Annotated in this window: 24 protein-coding genes and 1 pseudogene; 10 read left to right on the top strand and 15 right to left on the bottom strand. The window is 64.2% G+C overall.

Going from position 1 to position 24669, the window contains the following annotated elements; genetic code table 11:
* Positions 1-160 precede the first annotated feature (160 nt).
* From ABZX61_RS23730 to ABZX61_RS23740, 3 genes are all read right to left on the bottom strand, one after another.
* Positions 161-463: a WhiB family transcriptional regulator gene (locus tag ABZX61_RS23730; RefSeq protein ID WP_355197609.1), complete on the bottom strand. Its 303-nt coding sequence runs from the start codon at positions 461-463 to the stop codon at positions 161-163.
* A complete protein-coding gene (locus tag ABZX61_RS23735; RefSeq protein WP_355197611.1) occupies positions 460-663 on the bottom strand; it encodes a hypothetical protein in 204 nt (67 codons plus the stop codon). The genes ABZX61_RS23730 and ABZX61_RS23735 overlap by 4 nt, the downstream gene beginning before the upstream one ends.
* A gap of 86 nt (positions 664-749) precedes the next feature.
* On the bottom strand, positions 750-917 hold the full coding sequence (locus ABZX61_RS23740; RefSeq protein ID WP_355197612.1) for a hypothetical protein: 168 nt from the start codon (positions 915-917) through the stop codon (positions 750-752).
* Between the two features lie 379 nt (positions 918-1296).
* On the opposite strand from ABZX61_RS23740, the gene ABZX61_RS23745 reads away from it, so the two are divergent.
* Positions 1297-2592, top strand: a complete 1296-nt coding sequence (locus ABZX61_RS23745) for a hypothetical protein (protein WP_355197614.1) — start codon at positions 1297-1299, stop codon at positions 2590-2592.
* 69 nt (positions 2593-2661) lie between these two features.
* Here ABZX61_RS23745 and ABZX61_RS23750 read toward each other — a convergent pair whose 3' ends face one another.
* The 6 genes from ABZX61_RS23750 to ABZX61_RS23775 all read right to left on the bottom strand — a co-directional run bounded on the left by ABZX61_RS23750 (position 2662) and on the right by ABZX61_RS23775 (position 6208).
* Complete coding sequence (locus ABZX61_RS23750) at positions 2662-3576, bottom strand: aminoglycoside phosphotransferase family protein (RefSeq protein ID WP_355197616.1); 915 nt, start codon at positions 3574-3576, stop codon at positions 2662-2664.
* Positions 3577-3579: 3 nt separating this feature from the next.
* Entirely contained in the window at positions 3580-4065 is a 486-nt protein-coding gene (locus tag ABZX61_RS23755; RefSeq protein WP_355197618.1) for a GntR family transcriptional regulator, read from the bottom strand.
* A 512-nt stretch (positions 4066-4577) separates the two neighbouring features.
* Positions 4578-5120: a nucleoside-diphosphate kinase gene (locus ABZX61_RS23760; RefSeq protein ID WP_355197620.1), complete on the bottom strand. Its 543-nt coding sequence runs from the start codon at positions 5118-5120 to the stop codon at positions 4578-4580.
* A complete protein-coding gene (locus ABZX61_RS23765; protein WP_355197622.1) occupies positions 5117-5392 on the bottom strand; it encodes a hypothetical protein in 276 nt (91 codons plus the stop codon). Before ABZX61_RS23765 ends, ABZX61_RS23760 begins: the two co-directional genes overlap by 4 nt.
* Complete coding sequence (locus ABZX61_RS23770) at positions 5382-5828, bottom strand: hypothetical protein (protein ID WP_355197624.1); 447 nt, start codon at positions 5826-5828, stop codon at positions 5382-5384. Before ABZX61_RS23770 ends, ABZX61_RS23765 begins: the two co-directional genes overlap by 11 nt.
* A 20-nt stretch (positions 5829-5848) precedes the next feature.
* Positions 5849-6208 carry a hypothetical protein gene (locus ABZX61_RS23775; RefSeq protein ID WP_355197626.1) on the bottom strand — a complete coding sequence of 120 codons (360 nt, stop codon included), beginning with the start codon at positions 6206-6208 and terminating at the stop codon, positions 5849-5851.
* A gap of 175 nt (positions 6209-6383) precedes the next feature.
* Between ABZX61_RS23775 and ABZX61_RS23780 the strand changes: the two genes are divergently transcribed.
* Positions 6384-7736, top strand: coding sequence for a hypothetical protein (locus ABZX61_RS23780; RefSeq protein ID WP_355197628.1), 1353 nt, complete (start codon positions 6384-6386; stop codon positions 7734-7736).
* Between the two features lie 44 nt (positions 7737-7780).
* Complete coding sequence (locus ABZX61_RS23785) at positions 7781-8632, top strand: aminoglycoside phosphotransferase family protein (protein WP_355197843.1); 852 nt, start codon at positions 7781-7783, stop codon at positions 8630-8632.
* Positions 8633-8765: 133 nt separating this feature from the next.
* Here the strand turns inward: ABZX61_RS23785 and ABZX61_RS23790 are convergent, their stop codons facing one another.
* The 3 genes from ABZX61_RS23790 to ABZX61_RS23800 form a co-directional block, all read right to left on the bottom strand.
* Positions 8766-9368, bottom strand: coding sequence for a hypothetical protein (locus ABZX61_RS23790; RefSeq protein ID WP_355197629.1), 603 nt, complete (start codon positions 9366-9368; stop codon positions 8766-8768).
* A complete protein-coding gene (locus ABZX61_RS23795) occupies positions 9365-10672 on the bottom strand; it encodes a 7-cyano-7-deazaguanine synthase (RefSeq protein WP_355197631.1) in 1308 nt (435 codons plus the stop codon). Before ABZX61_RS23795 ends, ABZX61_RS23790 begins: the two co-directional genes overlap by 4 nt.
* A 700-nt stretch (positions 10673-11372) precedes the next feature.
* Positions 11373-12449 (bottom strand): hypothetical protein, encoded by a 1077-nt coding sequence (locus ABZX61_RS23800; protein ID WP_355197633.1) that lies wholly within the window; start codon positions 12447-12449, stop codon positions 11373-11375.
* A 571-nt stretch (positions 12450-13020) separates the two neighbouring features.
* Between ABZX61_RS23800 and ABZX61_RS23805 the strand changes: the two genes are divergently transcribed.
* Positions 13021-15726 carry a hypothetical protein gene (locus ABZX61_RS23805; RefSeq protein WP_355197635.1) on the top strand — a complete coding sequence of 902 codons (2706 nt, stop codon included), beginning with the start codon at positions 13021-13023 and terminating at the stop codon, positions 15724-15726.
* A 242-nt stretch (positions 15727-15968) separates the two neighbouring features.
* On the top strand, positions 15969-16424 hold the full coding sequence (locus tag ABZX61_RS23810; protein WP_355197637.1) for an NUDIX domain-containing protein: 456 nt from the start codon (positions 15969-15971) through the stop codon (positions 16422-16424).
* Here the strand turns inward: ABZX61_RS23810 and ABZX61_RS23815 are convergent.
* Positions 16364-17602, bottom strand: coding sequence for an IS110 family transposase (locus tag ABZX61_RS23815; RefSeq protein WP_355197639.1), 1239 nt, complete (start codon positions 17600-17602; stop codon positions 16364-16366). The genes ABZX61_RS23810 and ABZX61_RS23815 overlap by 61 nt on opposite strands.
* A gap of 653 nt (positions 17603-18255) precedes the next feature.
* Between ABZX61_RS23815 and ABZX61_RS23820 the strand changes: the two genes are divergently transcribed.
* Together ABZX61_RS23820 and ABZX61_RS23825 are read left to right on the top strand one after the other, a co-directional pair.
* Positions 18256-19017, top strand: coding sequence for an HAD family hydrolase (locus tag ABZX61_RS23820; RefSeq protein WP_355197641.1), 762 nt, complete (start codon positions 18256-18258; stop codon positions 19015-19017).
* A 102-nt stretch (positions 19018-19119) separates the two neighbouring features.
* Positions 19120-19593 carry a hypothetical protein gene (locus tag ABZX61_RS23825; RefSeq protein WP_355197643.1) on the top strand — a complete coding sequence of 158 codons (474 nt, stop codon included), beginning with the start codon at positions 19120-19122 and terminating at the stop codon, positions 19591-19593.
* Between the two features lie 273 nt (positions 19594-19866).
* Here ABZX61_RS23825 and ABZX61_RS23830 read toward each other — a convergent pair whose 3' ends face one another.
* On the bottom strand, positions 19867-20409 hold the full coding sequence (locus ABZX61_RS23830; protein WP_355197645.1) for a hypothetical protein: 543 nt from the start codon (positions 20407-20409) through the stop codon (positions 19867-19869).
* A 612-nt stretch (positions 20410-21021) separates the two neighbouring features.
* On the opposite strand from ABZX61_RS23830, the gene ABZX61_RS23835 reads away from it, so the two are divergent.
* The gene (locus ABZX61_RS23835; protein ID WP_355197647.1) at positions 21022-22209 is read left to right on the top strand and encodes an RNA ligase RtcB family protein; all 1188 of its coding nucleotides are present in this window, start codon (positions 21022-21024) and stop codon (positions 22207-22209) included.
* Complete coding sequence (gene prfH / locus ABZX61_RS23840; RefSeq protein ID WP_355197649.1) at positions 22206-22916, top strand: peptide chain release factor H; 711 nt, start codon at positions 22206-22208, stop codon at positions 22914-22916. The genes ABZX61_RS23835 and prfH overlap by 4 nt, the downstream gene beginning before the upstream one ends.
* 77 nt (positions 22917-22993) lie before the next feature.
* On the opposite strand, the pseudogene ABZX61_RS23845 reads toward prfH, so the two are convergent.
* Positions 22994-23407, bottom strand: a pseudogene (locus tag ABZX61_RS23845) (transposase); the annotation flags it as partial.
* Positions 23408-23598: 191 nt separating this feature from the next.
* On the opposite strand from ABZX61_RS23845, the gene ABZX61_RS23850 reads away from it, so the two are divergent.
* A complete protein-coding gene (locus ABZX61_RS23850) occupies positions 23599-24192 on the top strand; it encodes a hypothetical protein (RefSeq protein WP_350725984.1) in 594 nt (197 codons plus the stop codon).
* Positions 24193-24669: the final 477 nt, after the last annotated feature.

Here is a 24669-nt window from a genome sequence, read left to right on the forward strand (position 1 = left end):
CCGGACCGGGAACGGGCGAGGATGCGGCACAGGCGACAGCCGGGCAGTCCGCGCGTGCCGTATGAGGCGCAGGTCTCGACCTGGCGGCTGGTCCCGCAGCGGCGGCAGCGGTAGGCGCTGCGCGAGCGATCGCCGCAGTCAGCGCACTGGAAGCGCGCCATCAGGCGGCCCTCCTGCGGGCGGCACGGATCTGGGCGGCGGTCAGACCGGCCCAGATGCCGTCCTTCGGGCGTACGGCGAGCGCGTACATGAGGCAGGCAGTCCGCGCAGGACACCTGGCACACACGGTCTTGGCCTTGGCCTCACGCGCTCTCCGCTCCTCTTCCGGCTCTTCCTCAAACAGGTCGGGACCGGTGAACAGCTCCGCGTCGCTGGTCTCGCAGGCTGGGTTGGAGTTGAGCAGCTCGTCCCGGAGGTTCGAAAGTTCCCTACCGCTGAGGGAGGCCGCCGTTGGATTGGTCATCGCCGCACCCCCCGCAGAGCGGCCAGCGCTTCGGCGACCGCGAGCCTGTGGCACGAGGGGCAGATCGGCGGGACCGGCGCCTCCTCGTCGGATGCGATTTCCTCGATGCCGCCGCAGACGAGACAGGCCCACTGCGCGTACAGGCAGGTGATCGGCTGGAGGTCGGACTTGGGCAGTGCGTGGTTCGACCCGTAGGTCATGATGGAGACACCTCTCTAAGGGGTGCCGGGGCGTGGATCAGGTTTGGCGACTTTGGGCCACGCCCCGGCTTCTTCTGTTTGGTGGTTCAGCCGAGACCGTTGCTGAAGGTGGTCATGGCTTTGGCGATCGTCTGGATGCCGTCCACGGCTGTGTTCACCGCTATCGCGGCCTTGTGCGGCTGAGTGACCACGAAGAAGGCCGCGAGGATCATCAGCACCGTGGGCAGGAAGCGTCGGGGTCGAAGAACAGGCATGTGGTGATCCCTTCTTGGTCTTGGCTGGCCTGTTCTTCCTGGTGACAGGCCCTTTATTGAAGTCCTGTCCTGTACAGGTATAGAACAGGACTGGCGAGTCCGTCAAGCTCCTTTCGGGGCTCGCCGTGTTCGTGGCACAAGGAAACCGCGCAGGTCAGAGGGTGCGGCAGCGTTCAAAGGGCGGTGCAATTCAGCAAAGGGGGGTGCACGGCGGCGCGGAGGGGGTGCAAACTGACAGCGATACAGCGATCACTCAGGGTTGTCAGCCCTCTGTCGTGCCGGGGGTGCCATGAAGCTCCGAGAGCCGAACCACCAGCTCGCGGCGGTGATGGCGAGGGCCGACGTCTCAAACAAGGGGCTCGCACGACGAGTACAGGACGTGGCCGCCGGCCACGGCGAGGACATCCGCTGTGATCACGTGTCGGTGAAACGCTGGCTGGACGGAATGCACCCCCGCGGCACGACCCCGCACTTCATAGCTGAGGCGCTCAGCCGCAAGCTCGGCGAGCGGGTCAGCGTGCGCGACATCGGCATGATGTACGCCGAAGCCACACCATTCGTAGCGAGCCCCCAGAAACAGGCCGATTCCTTCGCTGACGGCGTGACGGTGCTGATCTCAGGCGACCTGTCGGGGAATCCCCAGGTGGTCGAGCGCGATGTGTCCTCGAACGCCTGGAACGACTCCATGGTCACGTGGCTGGTGGCCCCTGGCAGTGGGGTTCGGCCACACGCCGGCGGGCGGCTGATCACTGCAGGCAGCGTCGAGGCCGTACGGGAAACAACCGCTCTGTTCGCCAAGCTCGACTATCGGTTCGGCGGCGGACACGCCAGATCCACGGTCGTCCAGTACATCGCCATGGAGATAGAGCCGCTGCTCAAGCATGTCCGCCCGGACACGGTGCTCGGCCGGCAGTTCCTCTCGGAGACGGCGGCCATGCTGCGACTGGCCGCGTGGATGGCCTATGACACCGGACGTCACGGCCTGGCCCAGCAGTACATGACCAAGGCGCTCATGCTGGCCCGCGAGGCTGGGAATCGGATGCTTGGTGGCCGCATCCTGGCGGGCATGAGCCACCAGGCGAACTACCTCGGCCACTACGGCATGGCAGCGAACCTTGCCCGTTCGGCTCGCATGGGCGCCGAGGGTGCGGCCACGCCTACAGCCATGGCCCTGTTCAACGCGATGGAGGCTCGCGCGCTGGCCTCCCAGGGCGACGAGGCCGGTTGCAGTCGCGCGCTGGGCGAGGCAGAGCGGTGGTTCGAGCGCCGGAATGCCGAGGACGATCCGGTCTGGCTCAAGTACTTCGACGAGGCCGAGCTGGCGGCTGAGTTCGCGCATTGCTATCGCGACCTGGGACATCATCACCGGGCGCGCGATCGCGTGCTGGAGAGCGTGGCACTCTCGGAGACCCTTTACGTCCGAAGTCTGTCGTTCGTACGGACCATTCTCGCCACGAGTCATATAGCCGGCGGCGACCTGGAACAGGGCATCGCGGTGGCACGTGAAGTGGTGACCACGGTGGCCGATCTCCGATCGGCTCGCACCAGGCGCTACGTGCGGGAGTTCATGAGCCAGCTCATGAACTACCAGAACGATCCGCTCGTACGCGACTTCAAGACCTACGCCGAGGCGCGACTAGCCCGCGCACGCTCGGAGACCGCCACCGCCGTATAGCCGTGGGGCTCCGTCGCAGCGCCCGCCATCGCATGATGCGGGCCATCAGAGCGTTCTGGTGGAGGGCCCTTAGAAGGGGCGCCAGACGCGCGGCAAGTCGTCATGCCGCAGCGATGCCATGCGACGGTCGAATTCGGCGCGGATGTCGGGGCTGTGGTCCACGTTTTGCATGAGCCACGTGGTCATGGCGACCTCGCGAATGCGGCGCATCGTGTGGAGGCCAGGCCACCCTGCGATATCGAAGCCATAGGCCTCCACAGCCTGTGCATACTCCTCGTCCTCGATCCACCGGAAACCCTGGAAGGGAATTCCGACAGCCGTACTGAGATCCCACTCGCGTGGGCCGAACGCGAACCTCTCGAAGTCGATAAGGATCACACTGCCATCCGTGCGGCGCATCAGGTTGCCCCTATGGGCATCGCCGTGGATGTGGCCGGCAGGCAGGGCGAACTCCAACGCGTTGTACTCCGCGTAGAGCTCCTTTATTCGCTGACGCAGGAACTCGATATCCCTGTCCGAGACGCTCTGAGCGCAGTCCAAGCGATCCTCTACACGCCCCAGCGGGTCGAAGAGCGGCAAGACGAGGTTCACCGGCTTGGACAAGCCGTGCAGCTCCCGCAGCACCACCGTCAGGTCTCCGAAGTCGGGAGACGGGCCGCCGCTGTCCACGTGAAGCCAGAATGTCACCACGCGGCCCTCGCAGATGATCGCCTGAGGACAGTCGGGAAAGAGCCGAACACCAGGAAAGCTGACCGCTTCGAGCCATTGCGCGATGGCCACCTCCTTGTGGACATCAGCCAGGAGATCCACGCTCCTCGCGATCCTCACCACCACCGGAGCCGACGCGAGACGGAACAGCTTGTTCTCCCCTACACGCAAGGGCAGCGCGTCTTCGCTGTCCAACCCAACGTGCGCGCAGGCCGCGACGAGCGCCTTATGCGCGTGCTGCAGGGAGAAGCCTCTCGCGGTGTGGGTCTCCGTCATGGACTAGCCCTCGCTGTTCGTATCGGGAGGTGGCGGCTTCGTGGCCACGAAACGGCCCTTGCTGGGGACGACGACGATCAGGCCTTCTTGCTGAAGCAGTTCCAGAGCCTTGCGTACCGTGATGCGTGCCGTGCCGAACCTTCCGGCGAGGACAGGTTCCCCAGGCAGACGGGCATCAGGAGGAAACTCGCCGGCCTTGATGGCGGCGCGGAGCTGGTTGGCCACGTCTTCATAGCGGGTGCTCGGCTGCGCATCCGGGGTCGCCTCACCCTGAACCCTGCGGCCTCGGCCCATTTGGCTGACGACCAGGCCCTCGCGTTCGAGCTCTGCGAGAGCTTGGCGTACCGTCCCACGGGCCACGCCGAACTCGGCCATCAGAGTCGCCTCCGATGGGATCATCGCGCCCGGTGGGTACTTACCCGTCGCGATCCGCTGGCGGAGATCATTGGCCAGCGTGGCGTACGCGGGCTGAGCTTTGCCTTGACTCATGGGGCTCCCTAACCGAGCAACAACAGACACAAGGCTAGGACGACAGAGCCCCGGCAGGGGCTACCACGGTCACGCATGCTGACTTACTGCTCCCGACCTGGGGGAGGAACATAAGCTCGCCTCGCCCGCGAGAATCTTCTCCCACACGCGTTCTGCCGCTCGGCGACGCCACGGACCAGCGTATGACTCCCGCAGTGCCATGGTTTGGTCCGTACGGCGGATCCAATAATTGCCGCCAGACGCCAGGAACTCGTAAAAGATCGTGAGGCATGAGCAGGTGTATTCGAGCGTCCGGCTCTGAGCTGGCCCGTCCGCGGCCCACTTGAGGGGAATCTTCTGGCCGCCAGTCCGGCGGGGCGGGTGGGGAGCAAATCCGGGACATGGCCATGTGTCGTTTTCTAGACGGCTTGATTCAGCTGCACCTTTCTCTTCGGTGTGAGCCTCAACGTACGTCACCAATTGCTCCAGGTTTCTGTCCCGACTTCTGTCGGCGGCGATGAAGACGGGCTCGCTCATCGTGCGTGGGCCTCCTGGGAGAGGATGCGCCGGTACGCCTCGTCGAACCAGATCATGAAGTCGGCTGCGGCATCGGCGGAGTTGTCGCTGGTATGGACGAGGTTGCGGATGAACCGGCCCTCGGCGGCGGCTTTCTCGGCGCTGTCGTTGCCGTAGTAGCCGCGGATAGTGGTGGATGGCGCGCGGGACGGGTCGTAGTGGCCAAGCAAGTCCCGTACGCGCTGCGCGGTGTCGCTGGTGTAGCCACGGGCGAGTGCCACGGTCACGGTCGAGCCCACATAGTGGTCGATCAGGTCGGCACGGACGTCAAACGGGAAGCGGTGCTGCAACTCCAGCATGTCGGCGTAGTGAGCGAAGATCTGCTGGGCAGTGACGACCACTTCGCGAGTCTGGACGATGGTCACGGTGCCGGCGATCCATTCGAGGATCGGCCTGACTAGCCTGCGGTCGGTCGCGTCGGGCTTGCACATGACGACCGTCCAGTAGTCCCACCCGCCCGGCGGCCTGAAGCGCGCCCCGTCGGCCGTACGCGCGGTCACGTCGCCCCCTCCAGCAGGCGCTCCGGACAGCGTCGCTCGACTCGCCACCGGTAACCCGGATCCAACGCTTGGAGTACCTCTGCGCTGAAGGGCCGGTCAGTGTGGGTGATCTGTCGATATGCCTCCCGCACCAGGAGGACCTGCAGCCAGTACTGAGCTAGCTCGGTTGAGGTGGTGCCCCGCATGGAGATCCGGCGGTCGGGACTCGTCGTCGTCGGCCGCAGCACCCTTATGCACACCTCGTGGAAGGTCTGCACGTGCTCAGGTGTCATAGGGGATCCTTCGGTCGCGGTCCGTGCTCGTGCGGCCGGCGCGGTGGACCGGGTGCGGTCGTGAGGGCGAAAGAGCGCCCTCCGTAGCGTGGGCTGTCACGGGGTCGGGACCGCTCGGCACGTTCGTCGCCGGCCCGCCCACCCGCAGTTGCCACGCGGAGTCGCCCGTGGCATTGCCCTCAAGGTCGAGATGAGGTCGCATGGGGTCGAACGCAAGAATCCGTTCCCACAGCCCTTGGGGAGTGTCGGCCGTCCGGTAGGCGCCGCCCTCGGTCGTGTCGCCGAGGTAGAAGGCGGTGAAGTGTTGGCTGCCGGGCTCCCAGAGCACAAGCCACCAGCCGCAGGTGTGGCGCTGCAGGTGGGCGGCCCACGCCCATCCGAGTTCATCCGGGACGAACCGTAGGCCGCTCCTGATCGGCGGAGAGTTGGTGGTCATTAGATTCCCTCGGGCAGGTGTCAGGGGGGTGGAAGCCGACGGGGAAGGTCTGCATTCGAGGGCTGACCATCGCTGCGTAGCGACACGAGCGGAGGCGTGTCGGAAGGGATCTCCTTGCCTTCGCCAATGGCCCACGCATGTGCCTGCCACACCACGTTCGTGGCATCATCCTCGGCCGCCATGCTCATTGCGGTCATGAGGAAGAGCCGTGCTGCGGTCTCGTACCGGACGGTGGGGAGCTTGAGCGTGCCACTGACCCGCCACGTCCGGCCCTGGTCGAGTGACACGAGAAGGGTGACCAGGACCAACTCACCCGGTAACACGGGCGTCATGGCGGGCTGGGTGAAGACGTGGTGGGGTTCCGCGTCAAGGGTCTGCATCGTGTGCCGCTCCTAACGTACGGTGACGACTTGCTTCCACTGTGGATTCGCACGACTCGGGCGGGAACACCAGATAGCCAGGCAGTCAAGAGTCAGGCCACGGTCAGATCGCGGTCAGGTTGGCGACCCTTCAGGCAGGCTGCTGTGCGACGATGCGGACGGAGGGAGACAGCCAATGTCCGAGCCCAATCTGCGCTTGCAGCAGGCGCGAGAACGATTGCCGTCCCCTGCCGACCCTGGCGAGCACGCCTCGCGCCAGGAGCTGGCAGACCTGGTCAACGCCTGGTTGTTCGAAAATCGCCAACGTCAGGGCGGCCTGTCACAGGAGTACGTGGGGAAGCTGGAACGCGGCGAAGTGCGCTGGCCCAACCGCGACTATCGGGAGGCGTTCCGTACCATTCTCGGCGCCGAACATGACCGGGACCTCGGATTCACTCGATCGCGACGTACCAGCTCGGTCGTTACCGTGACAGATGTGGATCGGAAAGGCTTCATTCGCACTGCTCTGGGGGCGGCCGCCGCTGTCCCCCTCGCCGACTTGGCCATGCCTGCCCAGGCCATCACCGCACCTCCAGTCGTACAACCTTCCGACATCGCCGAGCTACGAACCATCGCCAACGTCTTCACCACTTGGGATCACACCTACGGCGGCTGTCTGGTCCGCGAAGCGGTCGCCGGCCAACTGCGCTTCGCAGTAGGACTCCTGAAGCAATCCCGCTGCCCGACCAAGCTGCACGATCCTCTGTACTCCGCGGTCGGCTGGCTGGCACACGCGGCGGCGTTCATGGCGTTCGACGCCTACGCGCACGAGGACGCCCGCAGGATGTTCACCCTTGCACTCACGTGCGCGGAGCAGGCGAACGACTGGCATCTCCGGGCCAAGGTGCTCTCCTCGATGGCGCGGCAGGCCATCTGGTGCGGTGACGCGGACAACGGGCTGACGCTGGTGGAGTTCGCCATGGTGCGGGCGGACCGGCTGACCCCAGCCGAGCGCGCGATGCTGCGGTCGGCCCAGGCGCGAGCCTTCGCCAAACTGGGTCGGGCGCAGGAGGCTTGGAGGGCCGTCGAGGAGGCGGACGCGGAATTCGGCCGCATCCGTCCCAGCGAAGAGAAGCCCTGGATGCGCTACTACGACGCCGCGCAGCACTCGGGCGACACTGGGCACGCGCTCTTCGACCTGGTCGTCGACGAGTGGGCGACACATGGCACGTCCCCTGGCGAAGCGGTCAACGAGACGTACTTGGGCGAGGCGTCCACGAGGCTGGCCAGCGCGGTGGCCGGGCACAGCGCAGCCTATGTTCGCTCTCGCGCGATCAGCGGAATCAAGCTGGCCTCACTCACCATGGCGACAGGAGATCCCGAGGAAGCCGCCTCTATCGGAGGGCGAGCGGTCACTGACGCGGGGACGGTGCGTTCTCGTCGAGCCCAGGACGACATGAAGGACCTCGCCAGGCTCGCCCTCCCCCACAGGAACCGGACGCCCGTAGCCGTCTTGCGCCACCGTATCCGGGAGGCCCTCCACGCATGACCCGGATCAGCGACGCCGAGAGGTCCGCCTGGGCCGTGCTCGGCATGGCGAGCCGCCGCATCGGGCTCGACCCGACCGATGCAGAGCTGATGCGGCTCGGGGAGAACGCCCTGTACCGGTTCCCCGGCGGCATCGTCGCCCGCGTCTCCCGCGCCGGCCAGCTCGGCGCCGCGGCGCGCGAAGTGGCGGTGGCTCGCTGGCTCGAAGCCAACCAGGTACCAGCCGTCCGGGCGTGGCCAGATGTGGACCAGCCCATCGAGGTCGACGGCCGAGCGGTTACCTGGTGGCGAGAGCTACCGCCCCACCGGCACGGTACGGCGCCGATGGTCGCGACCGCTCTGCGCCGCCTCCATGACCTCCCGCCACCGACTGGCTTCGAAATCGGCCGCTTGGATCCGTTCGTACGACTGGCTGAGCGGATCGACCGTGCCGTCACCCTCAACGAGACGGACCGGGACTGGATGCGCGCCCGCTTGGCTGAGCTGGAGGCGCGGTACGCAGAGCTGCCCAAGGGCCTGCCGGAGACCGTCGTGCACGGCGACGCGTGGATCGGCAACGTGGTGAGCACCGACGGCGGCGAGGTGGTGCTGCTCGACCTGGAGCGCTGCTCAGTTGGACCGCCTGAATGGGACCTGACCTCCACCGCGGTGAAGGCGTTCACCTTGGCCGGCATCACCGCCGAGGACTACGACGCCTTCGTCCGGACGTACGAGCACGACGTCACCTCGTGGGACGGATTCGAGACGCTGCGGGACATCCGCGAGTTTCGTATGACTTGCATGGCCGCTCAAGTGGCTGCGGAGAATCCCGCTCGGCGCGACGAAGTGATGCTGAGGTTGGCATGTCTACGTGGTGAGCGTGGACCAAGGCCCTGGTCCTGGACAGCCGTACCGTAGCCTCACAGCATCCTGTTGGCAGGGCCGAAGCATCAGCCACATGGCGACGGCCTGGGCATCGTCCGTCAGGGACCGCCGCTGCCGGTCCATCGGTCCTCAGTGCAGGGATCGGCTATCAGAGTGCAGAAGCTCTTCATTCACGTAAGCGGTCCAAGATTCTTTGCACATTAGGTAGCGCAGCTTCAGCAGCAGCACGATCCACCTTCCCCGCTATTCCTCGTCGGAGTTCCCAGACCTCCACCCCAAGGACCGGACGCTCATCGAAAAGGCCGCCCTCCAACTCGTTTATGAGGGCCAGTGTCGCAGGACACGCCAAGATGGCACGCTGGGCATCCGTAAGCGGAGCAGGAAGTGGGCCAGGTATCACCATTCGCCCCCAATACCCATCATCACAGACAAGTAGCCCATCGATCCCTGCAGCAACCACGTCGCCATCGATAGTTACCTCTTGGCGGTTACCAGGCGCCCATATCCTCTCGTCATCTTCGGCCAGATCGATATAGCTGCGAAGACACTCATGCGCAGTAAGTGCCATAGGTTTTCCTTTGTCCTGCCAGTAATCTGCAGCCAGAGCTTGACTTAAAGCATCTATCGCAGCCTGGGGCCCGTTCTCATGGACGATCCGAAGCACCTTCCGCAGAGCAGAATCTGTTGAAGGGCCGCCACCAGACTTCTTGGGAAGGCGATATTTAGGGTTGGTCGCCGCATCGCGCAACTGACTTGCCGATATCCTCATGACACGTTCCCCTCAAGAATGGAACGGGAGTAGGGATGGCTAGTGGCGACGGTCAGGCACTGGTCGGCCCACCGCTTATGCATATCAATACTCTGGCCCACCGATAGGCCTGGACCCGCATCTAAAAGCTCCGGTTGATCAAGCACTAGATCATCTTCATCTGCACGGCCTAAAGCTACCGCGTGCATTAGGAGATGAAATACGTTGTCCTTTGCAGTGGCACCCCATGGGACGCCCTCTGGAATTGCATCAAAGGGGCGGGTAAGGTAGCTGCGGTCTGCCGTATTGCAGTATTCGTGACTTATTTGGCGTATTAAACACGGAACGCACCGTCCGCAATGCTCGGGGTTGTGCCCGATCTGCCAGCAGCTTACCGTATGCATCAGCATCGGATTGATGCGCAATTCGCCCGCAAGTGCGGTTACCTCGGGCTTGGTGAGTGCAACCAGCTTATTCGACACGGTAATCGCTGTCCCGAGCGCGGCCGAGGCTAACTTGGAGAATTGAGCAAGAACACGAGGACTTGCAGTTCTAGTGCTTAGGGAACCCGACCGTGCAGCCGTGAGGGGAACATTAACAGCCATAACACCGTTTTCATTCAGCCACACGTCGTGCAGACCCATACCGTCTGCGACCAGACAAGCTACGCCCATGTATAGCATTGAGCGAGCGCGTTGGCTGCTCTCGCCACTACGATCTCTCTCTACATTACCGGCAGTCACAGAGACGGGCTGCGCTGGCGCCCCCATCCTACGCAAGGTCGGCATAATTGCATTGATAGCAGCACTAGCCGAAGAGGTATTCATATGCGACACAAGTAATGGCTTTGATCCTCCGTCGAGGAGAAGCGCGGCACCCACGAAACTGTCGACACCGCCAGAAAGAAGTGCAACACCGTCCGCGTCAGGGAAAGCTTTTCGCGACTGTCGTGGAGGTTGGCCCATATCGACGCCCAGCACAAAGTTCGGCTTTAGTCGGTCATACGTTAGCGCAGCAAACACGTTCACGATTTGGGGAGTGAGACTGTTCCATAGATCGGGATCACGCACGGGGATCCATGCCTCAATATCTCTATGCCAGTCGACACCTTCGCCACGCTTACATCTCAAATCTATCGCATATATCGCTCCTAAGACATCTGCCCAATCCTGCTGACGAGAGCTGAGCCTCTCAGGAAAGCCCTCTACAAGCCGGTCGTATTTGTACTTATGCGTGATGCCTGGCCCCGTACCACAGCGCACTTGAGTCAGATTTGTAAATGAAGGCGCCGCGCATGCGTTGACTACAACTTTGTAATCAGGCATCGTCCGGTCCATCGCCCTGCGACCGGATCGCAGCTGACAGAGAAACCCTTACCGCCTGAGGCCATGCTGACGAGCCCTGCTCAAGGAGCATATTTTTTCCTGCTGCTGCAGACTCCACCGCGACAGCGCCAACACTATTCGTTAGATCGTTAGCCTCACCTGCCGTTATCTGCACTCGATCTCGCGCCAGAGCTATAGCCGGTAGATCTCGTGATACTAGGTAATGAGCTACTTGTCTAAGAGCTTCTCCAAGAAACTCTGCGACCATAGATTCCGCGGACACACTCCTTGCGGCTCGCCATGCATCCGCCGCGTCTACATCGTCTGGCACCTGTCGAGCGGCTGCAAACAACACTCGTGAGAGCGCTCGCTCAGCAAGCGGAAGGGCTACTCCGCCTCCTCCAGCTTCTAGTCCATCCGCACGTACTTTGTCGATGTATATCCGTACAGCCTGCGCCGGCCCAGCCTCTTCGGAGAGGAGATCTCCCATCTCAGACCATGCACGGTGAGCAGCCGTGGCGTAAGAGTTCAGTGCTGGGCTCGTTAACATCAGTAGCCACTCATCATCGCCACGAGCGGCCTGAAATAGCTCCGTCAGGATCCGTTCCGGGGTTGCATTGGAAGCCAAAACTGCACGAGCGGCCCCCCACCTAAGACTGCCTCTGGGTGAGCTGCGACTCGTTGAGGTTCCCATTGGTCGTCAGCCCTCCTCGGCTAGCTGCAACCCTTGCTTAGCAAGATTTATGCCATCGAGCAGCGTTTTTCGTTGGATCAGACCTTCGCTAAGGATCTCGGACCAGTTAATTCGCCCCGCGATCGAGGTGTCGTCACTAGCTTCTTCTAGCAGCAGGCGTGTAACCGCCGCCAAATCGTCTGCCCGCAGGTAGGCAAGGTTCGATCCGACTTGGAGGAATTTCTCTCTCCGGACATAGAAGGGATGCCTTGGGCCATCAACTCCCGGGAACTCGCTGCTAATTATTAGAACGCATGAGACAGGCAGCGTTTCCCCGAGCCATTCTTGAGGAGATTTGACATACTCAAGAAGACGCCGCTCATCATCGACATCCATGACATAACCTGCTGCTGCAGCCTTACAGTCAGTCAGAACAAGGTGCTCAGCCCTGAGCCTGGTGAGAAGCGCGTCACCGACGCGACGTCCTCGACTTGCTGTCCCAAATCGTTTGCCTTGCAAGCCGAGAGCGGTGGTTGCAAGCCTGAAGAAGTACCTTTCAAACAGATCCTCAGGCTTCCCTTGCCCTTCTAATTCAGCTGGTAGTCGGTTTTTAGCAAAAATTGGCAACCATAACAACCCAATACGATCGAGCATAAATGCTTCAGCGAGCTGTTTTATCGACTTGTAGCCGGTCCTGTCGACCGTAGGCTCACCTTCCGCATTGGGGACAACTAAGGCCGATCTCGATAGAAGGCCAGCGAGCCGCTCCACTGAAAGCACCCGATCGTCTTCGGCAAGCGTCTGATCATCCAACCGCATTGCCACGAGTAACGCATCCGCGCATCCCTCGCGAGCCGCATCAGTGCTCACGGCTTCAACATGGCTCCAGTGTGCAGGCACGTGCAGAACTCGAATCAGGACCTCTCGATCGGATAGGAAGACCCTCTTGGTGAACACGAGGTCCTCGTGATCACCCTTGGGCACGACTACCTTAAAGGTCAGTCCGAAATCCGTAGCGATGGCGATCACTAATCGACGCAACGCCTCAGCGGACAACGAAGTGAGGCTGTCCGGCTCGACACCGACCGTCCTGAAGTCGGGCATTGAAGCCTCCTCAGAGTTCCACCCCGACGCTAACTCAGGGGCACTATCTGATCAACGATCCAGTCCAGAATCGTTCTGCCGGACCATCCGTCATTACCTGCATGAATGCTCCTAGCAGTTCGTGTGTCGCTCAGCGACCTCAAGACAACACGTGTTACTCGATCGACACCGACCCTTCACCGGGCTAGCGGCTCTGCACTGGAGTCTCTGGTGTCATCCCGGTGAGGCATATCAGAATCGAGTAGGTGGCCTGTAGCGCACGCTGTGGTGCCCACTGTCTGCCTTGTGCTGAATGTGTATTTAGGCATATCGCTGGCCCTTACAGTGAGGCGCGCAAGGCTTTGGCCCGGCTGTCGGGCGGTCGGGGGTCTTGGGGGCCGTATTGGCCGTGCTGGAGACAGCCCGGGAGGATGGTCAAGAGAGCGGCTGAAACATGCGGCGCAGCTTGCAACGAAAGGCAAGTAGTTCGGCATCGGGACCGCCCTTGACTGTCCGCCAGCGGCAGACTAGGCGTGTGAGTAACCCTGCGCGCCGCAAGCCGATCAAACACCCCGCCCCGGACGCTCGTACCGTGCGCGAACTGTTTGGGAGTGCGGTGCGGTGCGGTTACAAGGGGTGCCAACAGCCGCTGTACCGGACGAGCGAAGGGACCGGCCTCCGGAACCTGAACGTCGAGATCGCCCACATTCACGCCCGCAGCGAAAACGCCGCGCGATGGGATGCCGGCATGACGGCTGAGGAGAACCGGAGCTTCGACAATCTGATCCTTATGTGTCTGCCTCACCACGAGGAGATCGACAGCAGCCCTGACCTGTTCCCTGCGGATCTGTTGCGCCATTGGAAACGCCGCCAGATCGCGGAGGCCGAGTCCACTGCTGCGGCGGTGGTGCTGACCGAAGAGGAGGTCGCTGAGGTTTCCCAGATGTCGTTCGGCTTGGAGGAACTGGTTGAAGCGGTCTCCCCTTTGATGCCGTTCACCGCGCGCTCGAGATCTCGGGCTCAGGCATTGGACGTGGCGTTCCGGGAGGCGAAGGCGCGCAGGAAGCGCCGGCTGGTTATCGTCCCACCTTCTCGGAGGGAGGCGGTGCTGGACTGGATGCAGGAACGGCCAGCAGCACCGGTTGTTGTACCAGAGGGGCAACTGCGGGTACTGGTTGCGCCGATGGGCACGGGGAAGAGCGAGCGGGCAGCTCGCTGGTGGCAGGACGGTCTGGACATCTGCGCCGACCGCGATGAGGTGGGGATCCCGCTGTGGCTGGAGGCCCGCACCCTCGGTGGTAAGGGCCTGGCGGGCGCAGTCACTGAAGCGCTCGGCGGCGACCCCCACCGGCCCCTCCGGGTCGTTCTCGAAGACGTAACCTGGCTTCCCGTCAAAGACGCCAACCGGCTGCTGGACGAGGCCCGAGACCTCGTGGGGATTTGGGAGCGTATGCGGATCCTGGCGACCAGCCGGCCCGGGCCCATCGTGACCGAGGACGAGCGCGTTGACATGGCCCCCTGGCCGCCCGCCCAAGGAGCTGAGCTCGTCGACCTCATCGTCACCGACGGCTTGCGCGGCGTTTGGACGCCGGAAATCGACGACCTGCTGACCAGTCCCCTGCTCGCGCTCGCCCTCGCCGCCCGCCTCGCCACTGGCCGCACCGCCAAGGTATCGCCCTCGCGGTTACTGGCCGACTTGGCCACGACCATCCTCGAGCGCGAACGCCCTCAGGACCTCGAACAGAGCTGGGATCTGCTCACCCGACTGGCCGCCCGCGCCATCGCCACCCAAGCCGCCGTTCCGGTGACCGCTTTGGGCGCGCGGGAGCCGCAACTGTGGGCGCTCACCGACAGCGGCTTGGCTGTCGCCGACAACGACGGTCTACGGTTCACGCTGCCCGTCTTCGAACATCACTTCGGCGCCGAAGCGCTCCGCGCCGGCATCATCGAGGTCGAAACCGCCGCATCCGGCGCGGCGTTCCCGCTCTGGCGCTACCCCCTCACCCAGTTCCTCACCGAAGACCCGCATGGCGGCGACGAGGTCGTGGCAAGGATTGCCCGCACGAACCCCGGCGCCGCTTCCTGGCTCCTCGACGAGGTCGCCCGCTCCCAACTCACCCCGCCGTCTGCCAGCCCCCGCCCGTGGGAGACAGCCCCGGCCCGCCCAAACGAGACTGATCCCTCGGTGCGCGCTGGTAGGTGGCTCCGCGACGCCGTTGAAGCGCTGCTCGCGGGTTTTGGAGACTGCGGAACGCAACTGTCCCGCCATCACGACGGCCTGCTCGTCCAATGGGGAACGAGGATCGTCGAAGATCCGGTGTATGGCGCCGGCCTGATCCTCGCAGAGGCCAACGCTAAGGTAGCCCCCGATCTGGTCGCCCACAACATCGAGATTCACAGCGACATCCGGCGCCACGGCTGGAACAGGTGGACGTCGTTCAGCTTGCCGACCGGTCCTCTTGGCCGCTGGTACTGGGCCCGCGACCGCCTACGCAACGCCTTGGCCAGTCTGGTGCGGCAGCAGCGGCTCCCTGTCCCCGACACCTCACCGCTGGCCACCGAACGCGAATGGGGCCTTGCCCAGCACATCATTCGTATTTTCTACCGCCGTACCGTGCCCAGCCGCATCCCACTTGACGAGCTCACCACGGCCATCGAGGAGATGATGGTCAAGGTCAATGGCTCCGTCCGCTCGACCTGGAGCAGCGGCACCGCGCGGCTGGACTCTGACGACATCCGCTGGATGCAGGCCCGCCTGTCCCGTCACCACGACGACCTAACATCTCCACGCCCCGCTCCAGACCTGTCCCCCTCCGGCACCACGCGCTGGCGGTGGCGGCAGTATTCACCCGACCTGACCCGCACAATCGTCACTCACGTGTTCCAGGACGCTCTCACCGGATACCACGATCTCGTCACCACCAACTTTCCCGCGTTTGGCTCCGCGCTCGGCCTGTTCAGCAGCCTGCCTCTTCGTGCCGAGGGCAACATCATCATCGACGTGCAAGACCCGGGCGACGACGACGCGATCTGGTATGCCCTCAAACCCGATCCCGCATCCTCGCCACAGACCCCTCGCGCGGACTTCACCTTCACCCAATCGCCGCAGCCCTTGCGCGACCACGCCTCTGCTGCGGCATTCCGACACCGCCGATCCAGCTTCCATCGCCCGGCTAGCCACCTCAGCGAACTGCCCACCGGGAACGAGCTGGCCGCCACCGACCTCGCCTACCACTGGCTGGCCACCGACCTGCAAGCTCTCGGCTGGTGGACGGGCGCACTTCCAACCCGCCACTAATCCCACCGCGGCCGGAAGGGTTAACGCGTCATCCCAGGGCGCACGCGTGATCGTTCCCAATGTGCTCCCAGAGAGGGCCACGTCCCCCGATGTCAAGCACAAAACTGCAGGTAGACAGCGAGATTGGGCTCTGTTGCTCATCGGACTCCTAAAGCGGGTGCCGCAGACATCCGATCTGCCTAGAGTGTCAAGTCCTTGGCTCTGGCGAACCCTTCAAGATCGGTGCCTGGGATTATGGAGGGATGTCTGGTCCAAGAATCCGCGTCGCTGCCTACGTCCTCCGTTACCGGTCCACCCCGGAGCTCCTTGTCTTCGATCATGTCGGCGCGCCCGAAGCCGGCACCCAAGTGCCGGCGGGAGGGGTCCTGCCGGATGAAAGCCTGGAACAGGCCGTCCTGCGGGAAGTCGCCGAGGAGACCGGCTTGACCGAAGTCGCCATCGTCGGGCCCATTGCGGTGGACCACAGACCTCGTGAAGATAACGGCCATCCGCGGCACACGACGTTCTTCCAGCTCACCGCCGACCCCGACAGCGCTGATGCATGGCACCACCGTGTTCATGGTGATGGCGCGGACGCCGGTATGGAGTTCGCGTGCCGCTTCGTCCCATTACCGCTGGTAGAGGGGTTGGCCGACGCTCAGGACGCTTGGTTGAGTCGCATCGATGGACGAGGAGGGAAGGCAGTGAGCTCGTCATAGGTCTTGCTTTTTTGCAGGCAGTGGAACAGGCAGCCAAGCATCCGGTTGAAGGTGTTGCGTAGCGCGCTGGAGTGCCGGTCGCCTTCGGCGCGTCGCCGGTCGTAGTGCTCCCTGGGCCCCGGTGCTCGCAGGGCGGCAAAGACCCACACGTACCCGGCGGCGGCCAGGCGCTGATTCTTCACCTTACGGTGGTGGACGGCCAGGCTCTTGCCCGAGGCGCGGGTGATCGGGGCTGCGCCGGCGTAGGCCTTCAGCGCGCGGGCGTCGGCGAAGCGGGAGCGGTCGTCGCCGAGTTCGGCGAGCACCCGGGCGCCGGTGAGGTCGGCCAGGCCCGGGAAGCTGGTGATGACGGCCGCGTCTGGGTGCTGGTGGAATGCCTCGTTGGTGGCGTCGGCGAGATCGTCAGCGGCGCGGCATGCTGCATCCAGCTGGAGCAGGAGCGCCTGGGCCTGGCGGCCGAGCGCTTCCTCCACCAGCGGGAGCTGGTGAAGGTGTTCTTCGCCAAACAGTGCCTGCAGCCTGTTGGCCCAGGTGGCGATGTTGCGCTGCCGGCCCGAGGCGCGCAGCAGGGCGTGCAATCTGCGGGCGGTTAGCTTGGCGGCCGCGGTGGGCGTGGGCGCCGCCTGCAGGACGGCACGAGCCTCGCGGGAGATCAGGCCGATGTTCTTGACGTGGAAGGCATGCAACGCCGCGGGGAAGTACTCCCGCAGCAGGGATCGCAGCTGGTTGGCCAGCTGCTGACGGCTCCAGACCGCGTCTCGTTGCGCCCGGGCCAGCACGGCGATCGCCTGGACCAGCTCGGAGTCTTGTGGCAGCGGCCGGTGGTGGTCGGCGTCCACGCGCAGGATGTTGGCCAAGGTCATGGCGTCGGCGTGGTCGGACTTGGCCCGGGCGACGGTGTGACGTTCGCGGTAACGGGCCACAGCCAGCGGGTTGATCGCATACACCTTGCGCCCGGTGGCTCGCAGGCAGGACACCAGCAGCCCACGCCCGGTTTCGATCGCGACGGGGATCAGGTTGTCGGGACGGTCGCCGTGCTCGGCCAGCAACTCGACCAGGACCCGCCAGCCGTGGGCATCGTCGCTGATGCGCCGTTTGGCCACCAGCTTGCCGCCTTCATCGACCAGGGCGACGTCGTGGTGTCTTTCGCTCCAGTCGATTCCGCATGTCACCGTCACCGGCGTCTCCTTCGTTCGGTCCTTGGCCCGGGTGAGCCGCGCAGGGGCACGCCACGCCCTAATGAGAGAGCTCGACGGCTCGACATCCGATCAGCAGTTCGTGGCCCCAGCCCGCCGCAGGTCCGCGTTCTGCGCAAGGGCTTGGGTGCCCGGGTAGATACGAGTGGTGTCTCCTGCGGCTGGCTCACGCCACGATCTTGGCGAAAGAAGTGAGTGACGGGTGGCGGTCAAGAGGGACCAAGGTGCACGGCCTTAGCAGAGGACTCCAGGTCCGGTATCGACTCAGGCATTCACTCGGTCCCCGTCGACCGCCACCCGCCAGACCCTCGCCCCATCCGCACGGCCTGCGGTCAGGAGTCAAGCTCCGATTCGAATCGAGGCTTCTGGGGCGAGTGCCCGAGTCGGCGAAACTCGGGGTCGTACAGAGTCATTAGGTTCGAATCCTGCCGGGGGCACTCTTCTCCACCAGGCGGTTCGCCTTCTGACCTGCGGCTTCTTAGCGGCAGGTCTTTTGCCTTCCAGGCCTGCGACAGGTCGCCGAGGGCACCCCGTGTGCAGCCGTAGGACCGTGATCACGGGATATACATGGGATGATCTTGGGGCGTTTCCCGAGGTCAGTTAGGGATTTCTCTGACGGCCCTGTTGCAGCACCGGTGATCGTCTTTGGGCTGGAGGCCGTGCAACTCCTCGCCCTCTTCGATCTCGACAGAACGCTCATTGACCTCGATGCAGGCTTCCTGCGACGGGCCGAGGAGTTCGCTGAACAACGGCGATTAGGACCTGAGGACGTTGCCTGGCTCGTCGCTCTGGACCGTGACGTGCATCCTCATCGAGACATCTACTTCGCCAGGGTTCGCGAACGCTACAAGCTGGCCGCGCCGGTCAAGGAACTCCTGGCTGCCTGCCGGAGGCGTATGCCCTACCTCGTGCAGTGCTACCCGGCCGTGCCGACCGGCCTGGCGGAGTTGCGGACGCGGGGATGGCGAGTGGGCGTCACCACGAACGGCATGCCAGACAGCCAACTCGGCAAGCTACGGCGGACCGGGCTGGCCGACGTGATCGACGGTCATGCCGTTTCAGAAGCCGAGGGTATTCGCAAGCCCGAGGTCGATCTTTTCCGCATAGCTGCTCAGCGTTGTGGAGGCAAGGGCGGCTGGATGATCGGCGACAACCTCATAGCTGATATCCAGGGCGCCCAGATGGTAGGACCGCGCACTATTTGGATCAATAGGGAACCTGGTCAGGCCAAGAGCATCATGCCGACCATGCGGTCACCGACGTCATCAAGGCAATGGCCGTCCTGCGATCAGTACACGGGGAAGCCTGATCACGCTGGCTTCGTGCACATTTTCAATACATACGCCAACATTCTGCGAGAGGTGCACCTGCTGGACTTCCACATGACCGACCAGTAAGCCGGGCGGCTTTGCTGTCAGCCTGCCGAAGTCGCCGTTGATCACACCCGACAGAAGAGAGCCAACATGAGTGAGGCCCTTTCCGGCTTAATAGGAGTCCTGGTGGGCTCCATCATCACGGCAATCGTGACAATCTATGCAGAGCATCAGAAGAGCAAGCGCGAGGCAGCGCAAAGCGAACGACAGCACGAGCGCGAACGCCGATCAGCACGCGACACGTTCCAGAGGGACAGCATCCTCACGCTTCAGACCGCGGCAGCTGATCTGATCAAATCGGCGTACGAGGAGCTCGACAGGGTCATCGCCATTGCGAAAGAGACGGGGCAGTGGCCGGCCCGGCGATGGGAGACACCTACGGCTGTCGGATGGTCCACGGCCTTGGTGCTGCTGAAGTCATCCCGGGCGCGGGTCTTCAACGAAGAGATCCGCTCGCTGGCCATGGAGCTCCAAAAAGCAGCCGGGGACTCGATCTGGTCCAAGAGCATGGATGAGGCAGAACAGCACAGCAAGCGCCTCGAACCACTGCTCGACCGCTTCAATGATGCGGTCGCACGAACATTGCCTTCACTCTACTGACGCCGTGATCGTGACGCGGCGTCGCGCCCGTGGCCAGGGGTTATGCAGCGTTTTCCACCTGCCTTGATACTTGTCCCCCGGATCGGTTGTCATCGGAGAGAGGAATTTTCTTCTGCAGGCCCATTAGCGCCTGGGTCATGCGTAGTCGCATCAATCCACCTCCACTCAACCCGGGGCACACCAGAGCCTCCATCAGTCCCGGAGCGGTTCAACTGTCCACCGAGGATATCCGCTATACCTGGTCCACATGGCGGCCTGCGCTGGTCAGGCCGCTTAAATGTGACCGCTGGTCCTCTCCCCGGAGGCCAGCCCCCGGAGTATCTCGATATCGGCGATGTCCTTCTGCCGCCACGGCCGGCCGTTGCGCAGGTGTGGGAACTGCTCCTTCATGGCGAGCATGCCGGAGACGCTCATGGCCGGCACCGGCGTGCCATCGAGTATCACGGGCTCGTCGCCGAAGGATCCTGGCGGGAACAGCCAGTCGGACCATCGCCCAAGGGGCTGACTGAACGATCCGTCCGGCCACCGGTCAAAGTAAGCGGTGCTGAACGGCACATCGTCCAGCGTGAACTCGCAGGCCTCCTCTGGTGGCTGAGTCGTCAGCGCCGTGGCGCCGGCTCCTACGAGCACTGCCTTCGATCGCTCGGCGTGAATACGCTCAACCCAGAATTCAACGTCGCCGTGCTCGCGCGTGATCCCGCCGATCCTCGCATCGAGTCCCCAGCCCCCGAACAGCCACGCTGAGATATCGACTGCCTGCAGAACCGCGATGACTTTGCGGATAACACGCAGTTGCCCTTCCGTCTTCTCGTCCATGGTTTGATCCTGCCATCCAGGGTGAACTGCCTACCTTCGCCCACTGGCGCCAGGCTCGAAGGCTACCTGGACTCCGCCGCCGCCCACGGCATCAGCGCAGTCGACGCCATCGAGGGCAAGTCCTGGCTACCGCCGCTCCCCGCGCTCGCCTGGTACCAGATCACGGGGCCCTGTGAATGGACACTACGAACGGCCCCGATGGGCTGCTCTCTCCATGATCTCTTCTCCTCTTCGGCGGAGGATCCTGAGGCGGCTCATACTCCTCAATTTCATCAGCCACACTTGTCCAGAAACCACATTGGTTACGTATCCGCTGGCAGTCCTCCATTGCCCTGGATAAGGTCCCGCTCAATATCAGGCATGCGCTGACACGTGGATGAGAGGGCGCGAATCGCGGCATGAGAATCTACTCATCCACCATGGTCTCAGCGTGTCACCCGCACAGGCGTACAGGCCCGTACGACCCGAAAATCGCTTGCCCCGCGTGGTGGGCTCAGGGGAATGTGGTGTCCATGATGCTCTGACGGACGCACCCCGCCATTTGAGATGCCGCGGCGCCGACTCGCGCCGTGATGCCGCCTGCCCATAACCTGTTCAGCGAAGAGAGCGTCTTTGTCTCAACAACACTCCCGGCAGGAGTTCCTGCCGACGGCCACGTCGGCCAGCGTCACCGTGTTCGCCTCCCCCACGAGCTGGATCGAGTCCGATGCCGTCGCGCAGTGCCATCAGGTGGCCGCCCTCGACGGGATGATGCACGTCGCTGCCATGCCTGACCTGCACCCGGGCAAGGGCGCACCCATCGGTGCCGCTATGGCATCGACCATCTTGTACCCGTTCCTGGTGGGCTCCGACATCGGTTGTGGCATCGCCGTGTTCCCCGTCAAGCTCAAGCGGGCCGTACCCGAGAAGCTTGCCGCCCGGTTTCCCGATCTCGATCGCGCGCTGGACCCTGAGCAGGATGCCGACGACCCGGCCTGGGCCGTGGTGAAGGGTGATATTCCCGCTGGGTACGTTGAGGGCCTCGGGACGGTCGGCCGGGGGAACCACTTCGTCGAGCTGGCGCGCATCGGGACCGTTTTCGAGCCGGACCACGCGAGCCGGCTCGAACTCGCCGCCGGTGACCTGGTTCTCATCGTCCACAGTGGTTCCCGTGGGCTGGGGGAACGGATCCTGCGGGCGCACACCGAGGTCCATGGTGCGGGCCCCGCCCCAGATCCCGGCGCCTATCTGGCGATGCATGACGACGCCGTACGCTGGGGATCGCTCAATCGGCGGCTGCTGGCCGCCCGGGTCGCCCATGCTCTGGGGTTCGAGCCCACCGAGCCGATCGTCGACCAGTGCCACAACCTCGTCGAGGTCCGCGACGGGATCTACCTGCACCGCAAGGGGGCGGCGCCGGGTGACGGCCGCGACGTGCTCATTGCCGGTACGCGAGGCACCCCGTCGTACCTGGTGGCCGGTCACGCCGGGCCGGACGCCGGCCATTCCGTGGCGCACGGCGCGGGCCGCAAGATGTCGCGTGCGGACGCTCTGCGCCGGGGTCGGGCCAAGCACACGGTCGAGGAGCTGCGCCGTACGCCGATGGGGTCGTTGGTGGTGTGCGGCGACCGGCAACTGCTCTTCGAGGAGGCGCCGACGGCCTACAAACGCATTGAGCAAGTGATCGCCGACCTCGTCGACCATGGCCTGGCCACGCCCGTGGCCACCACGATCCCTCTGGTCACCTACAAGACGCCCGACCTCGGGTCGGCGCCCCAGAGGGACCATCGGGAGCAGCGCCGCAAGCGGGGGCGGCCGTGAGCGTCCACCTGCTGCTGTCGGCCGGGCGCGGCCCGCAGGAGTGTGCCTGGGCGTTGGCGCAGCTGCTGCACCGCATGGAAACTGACGCCACCCGGCAGGGTCTGGAGACCCATCGGGCCCAGACTGTTCCCGGTGATCGGCCCGGCACCTATCGATCGGTTCTCGTCCGGATCGCAGGTGACGGCGCCGAGGCGTTCGCCGCTTCGTGGACCGGAACTCTGTGCTGGCAGGCCCCCAGCCCGTACCGGGCCAGCACCGGCCGCAAGAACTGGTACGTCATCGCCGAGCCGTGCCAGGTCGACACCCCGCGTACGACGTTCGCGGAAACGGACGTCGACATCGTCGCCTGCCGCACCGGCGGCCCCGGCGGTCAGCATCGGAACAAGGCCAGCACGGCCGTACGGGCGACCCACCGGCCCACGGGGATCGTCGTCGTGGTCGACACCGAGCGGCAGTTCAGCCTCAACCGCCGCATCGCCATGCGGCTGCTGCGAGAGCGCATCGAGCATGGCGACGAGGCGGCGGGACGCGCCGTCACCACCGCCCGCTGGCGCATCCATGATGAGCTCGTACGCGGCAACCCCACCCGCATCGAACGCCCGGGAGCGTCGGAGCAGAACCTGGCCCCGCAGGCGCAGAAGCGTCGCCGACGACAATCCACCCCGATCACGCCCACCGTGAAAGGAGGATCGCATCAGTCGACATGAGGTCGCTGGGGCAAAAGCGCGCAGTGCTGCCCTTGACGAGCTCTCCCGTGTCGCCGCATCAGCCCATATGGCATAACACGCAGACGTCGGAAGGCGTGCAGCAAGGCGTAGGTCCGCTCGACGATGTAGCGGTGTTTGCCCAGGCCGGAGCCATGTGCGGTGTCGTGGCGGGCGATCAGTCGGCCGATCTGTAGTGCGCGCACCAGGCGCCGATACTTGTCGTGGTCGGAGCCCAGGCCGGCGAGGACGGCGTCGGGGGCGCCGGCGCGGACGGCCGCGCTTTCCGCGTACTTCCGGGATGGCCTGCAGGAGCGGGATGAGCTGGGTGACGTCGTTGCGGTTGGACCGGTGAGGATGACGGCAAGGGTGGTGTCGGTGATCAGGTGGCGCTTGCTGCTGGCCCGTCCGCGATCGACCGGGACGGGCCGGGCTGCCACCCTGATCTGGGAAGAGTCCACTGCGGCCCGAGAGAGGTCGAGCGCATCTGCCGCGCAGGCATCGCCCACAGCTCGTCGCTGACCCCCACGGCTTCAGCTTCGCCACCCGCGCTCCCTCTCGCTCGGCTCCGGCTGGAGATCAAAGCACAACAAAATCATCCTGTTAGGACTTCTTGGAAGGCGCCATGGAAGATCTTTTGGTCTTCTCCTGACCGTTCGTTTGACGACCCCTCACACTGAAGGCCGTGACGAACGATCTCACCGACGCGTGGGACCGCCTGGTTCCTCTCCGCCGGCTTTACCAGGTGGCGGCCCTGCTCAACATGCCGCGCCTGGATGAGAGCGCCGCGAGCGAAGACGCTCCGCAAATCAACCAGCAGGCGGTGCTGTACGCCGGCATCGCTGACTGGGCTCGACTATCGGCCCAGGCGGCCGAACAACTGGGCAGGCCGGATGCGGCCGACACTGCCGATGAATACGCCTACCTGGTCGAATACACCGACCAGCACGCAAAAGGCTGGCACCCCGCTCCCAGCGAGCATTCCCAGGGAATCATCGTGGCCGACACGGCCGAAGCGGTCGCGCAAACCGTACTCACTCACTACATCACCCACCTGGCCGAACACCGCGACGACTACCAACTGTGGCTAGTCGACTCGCTATCCCTGCGCGCGAGTGTGTGGCACGTGAAAACCGCCGCCGCGCACCCCTGCGGCCGCCACTTCAGCTATCCCTCCTCAGCGCACACGTTCAAGAGCGCGATGATTCTCCCCCACGCCGTCGAGATCCGTATGCCTGTCCAAATACACCGGTTCATGAACCACTACATCGCCCCGTAACTGAGAGCCGGAGTCATGGAAACGACGTAACCCCTGCCCCCGTACAGCTAGAGCTCTCCTAAAGCGGGGACCGCAGGTTCGAATTCTGATCGTTCAGGGTTGTGGTGTCTCAGGACATCGGAAACCCTCGAACTTGCGGGTTCGGGGATTTCGTCGTTTTGGGGTTTGCCTGGAGTTGGTAGTCGCGGCTGGGGTCGATGGTCAGCTTACGGAGAAGCTCTCCGGTGACAGCCTCGACGACGCGAACGTGCAGGTCGGCGACCAGGAGGATGACGTGGGTTCGGGCGACGCCGATATGGTGAAGCCGGCCGTCCACGTGCAAGGTGACGGCAGCCAGTTCTTCATCGTCTTGCCGTTGTCGGTCAGCGTGGGGACGGGCACGCCATGGGCGGCGACGGCTTGGCTGAGGTGTCGCGCACGATAGGCCCTGTGACCCGGCGCCGGCAGGTGACGAGCAAGGCGTAGCGGGGGTGGCCG

It is taken from the genome of Nonomuraea sp. NPDC003709, from assembly GCF_040610775.1.
Classification (GTDB): domain Bacteria; phylum Actinomycetota; class Actinomycetes; order Streptosporangiales; family Streptosporangiaceae; genus Nonomuraea; species Nonomuraea angiospora_A.

What these genes read in the sequence shown, in the direction of transcription:
- ABZX61_RS23740 (WP_355197612.1), bottom strand. Translation starts at nt 917, where the DNA reads ATGCCTGTTCTTCGACCCCGACGCTTCCTGCCCACGGTGCTGATGATC.
- ABZX61_RS23830 (WP_355197645.1), bottom strand. Translation starts at nt 20,409, where the DNA reads ATGGACGAGAAGACGGAAGGGCAACTGCGTGTTATCCGCAAAGTCATC.
- ABZX61_RS23780 (WP_355197628.1), top strand. Translation starts at nt 6,384, where the DNA reads ATGTCCGAGCCCAATCTGCGCTTGCAGCAGGCGCGAGAACGATTGCCG.
- ABZX61_RS23785 (WP_355197843.1), top strand. Translation starts at nt 7,781, where the DNA reads ATGGCGAGCCGCCGCATCGGGCTCGACCCGACCGATGCAGAGCTGATG.
- ABZX61_RS23750 (WP_355197616.1), bottom strand. Translation starts at nt 3,576, where the DNA reads ATGACGGAGACCCACACCGCGAGAGGCTTCTCCCTGCAGCACGCGCAT.
- ABZX61_RS23795 (WP_355197631.1), bottom strand. Translation starts at nt 10,672, where the DNA reads ATGCCTGATTACAAAGTTGTAGTCAACGCATGCGCGGCGCCTTCATTT.
- ABZX61_RS23790 (WP_355197629.1), bottom strand. Translation starts at nt 9,368, where the DNA reads ATGAGGATATCGGCAAGTCAGTTGCGCGATGCGGCGACCAACCCTAAA.
- ABZX61_RS23775 (WP_355197626.1), bottom strand. Translation starts at nt 6,208, where the DNA reads ATGCAGACCCTTGACGCGGAACCCCACCACGTCTTCACCCAGCCCGCC.
- ABZX61_RS23810 (WP_355197637.1), top strand. Translation starts at nt 15,969, where the DNA reads ATGTCTGGTCCAAGAATCCGCGTCGCTGCCTACGTCCTCCGTTACCGG.
- ABZX61_RS23735 (WP_355197611.1), bottom strand. Translation starts at nt 663, where the DNA reads ATGACCTACGGGTCGAACCACGCACTGCCCAAGTCCGACCTCCAGCCG.
- ABZX61_RS23800 (WP_355197633.1), bottom strand. Translation starts at nt 12,449, where the DNA reads ATGCCCGACTTCAGGACGGTCGGTGTCGAGCCGGACAGCCTCACTTCG.
- ABZX61_RS23730 (WP_355197609.1), bottom strand. Translation starts at nt 463, where the DNA reads ATGACCAATCCAACGGCGGCCTCCCTCAGCGGTAGGGAACTTTCGAAC.
- ABZX61_RS23755 (WP_355197618.1), bottom strand. Translation starts at nt 4,065, where the DNA reads ATGAGTCAAGGCAAAGCTCAGCCCGCGTACGCCACGCTGGCCAATGAT.
- ABZX61_RS23770 (WP_355197624.1), bottom strand. Translation starts at nt 5,828, where the DNA reads ATGACCACCAACTCTCCGCCGATCAGGAGCGGCCTACGGTTCGTCCCG.
- ABZX61_RS23765 (WP_355197622.1), bottom strand. Translation starts at nt 5,392, where the DNA reads ATGACACCTGAGCACGTGCAGACCTTCCACGAGGTGTGCATAAGGGTG.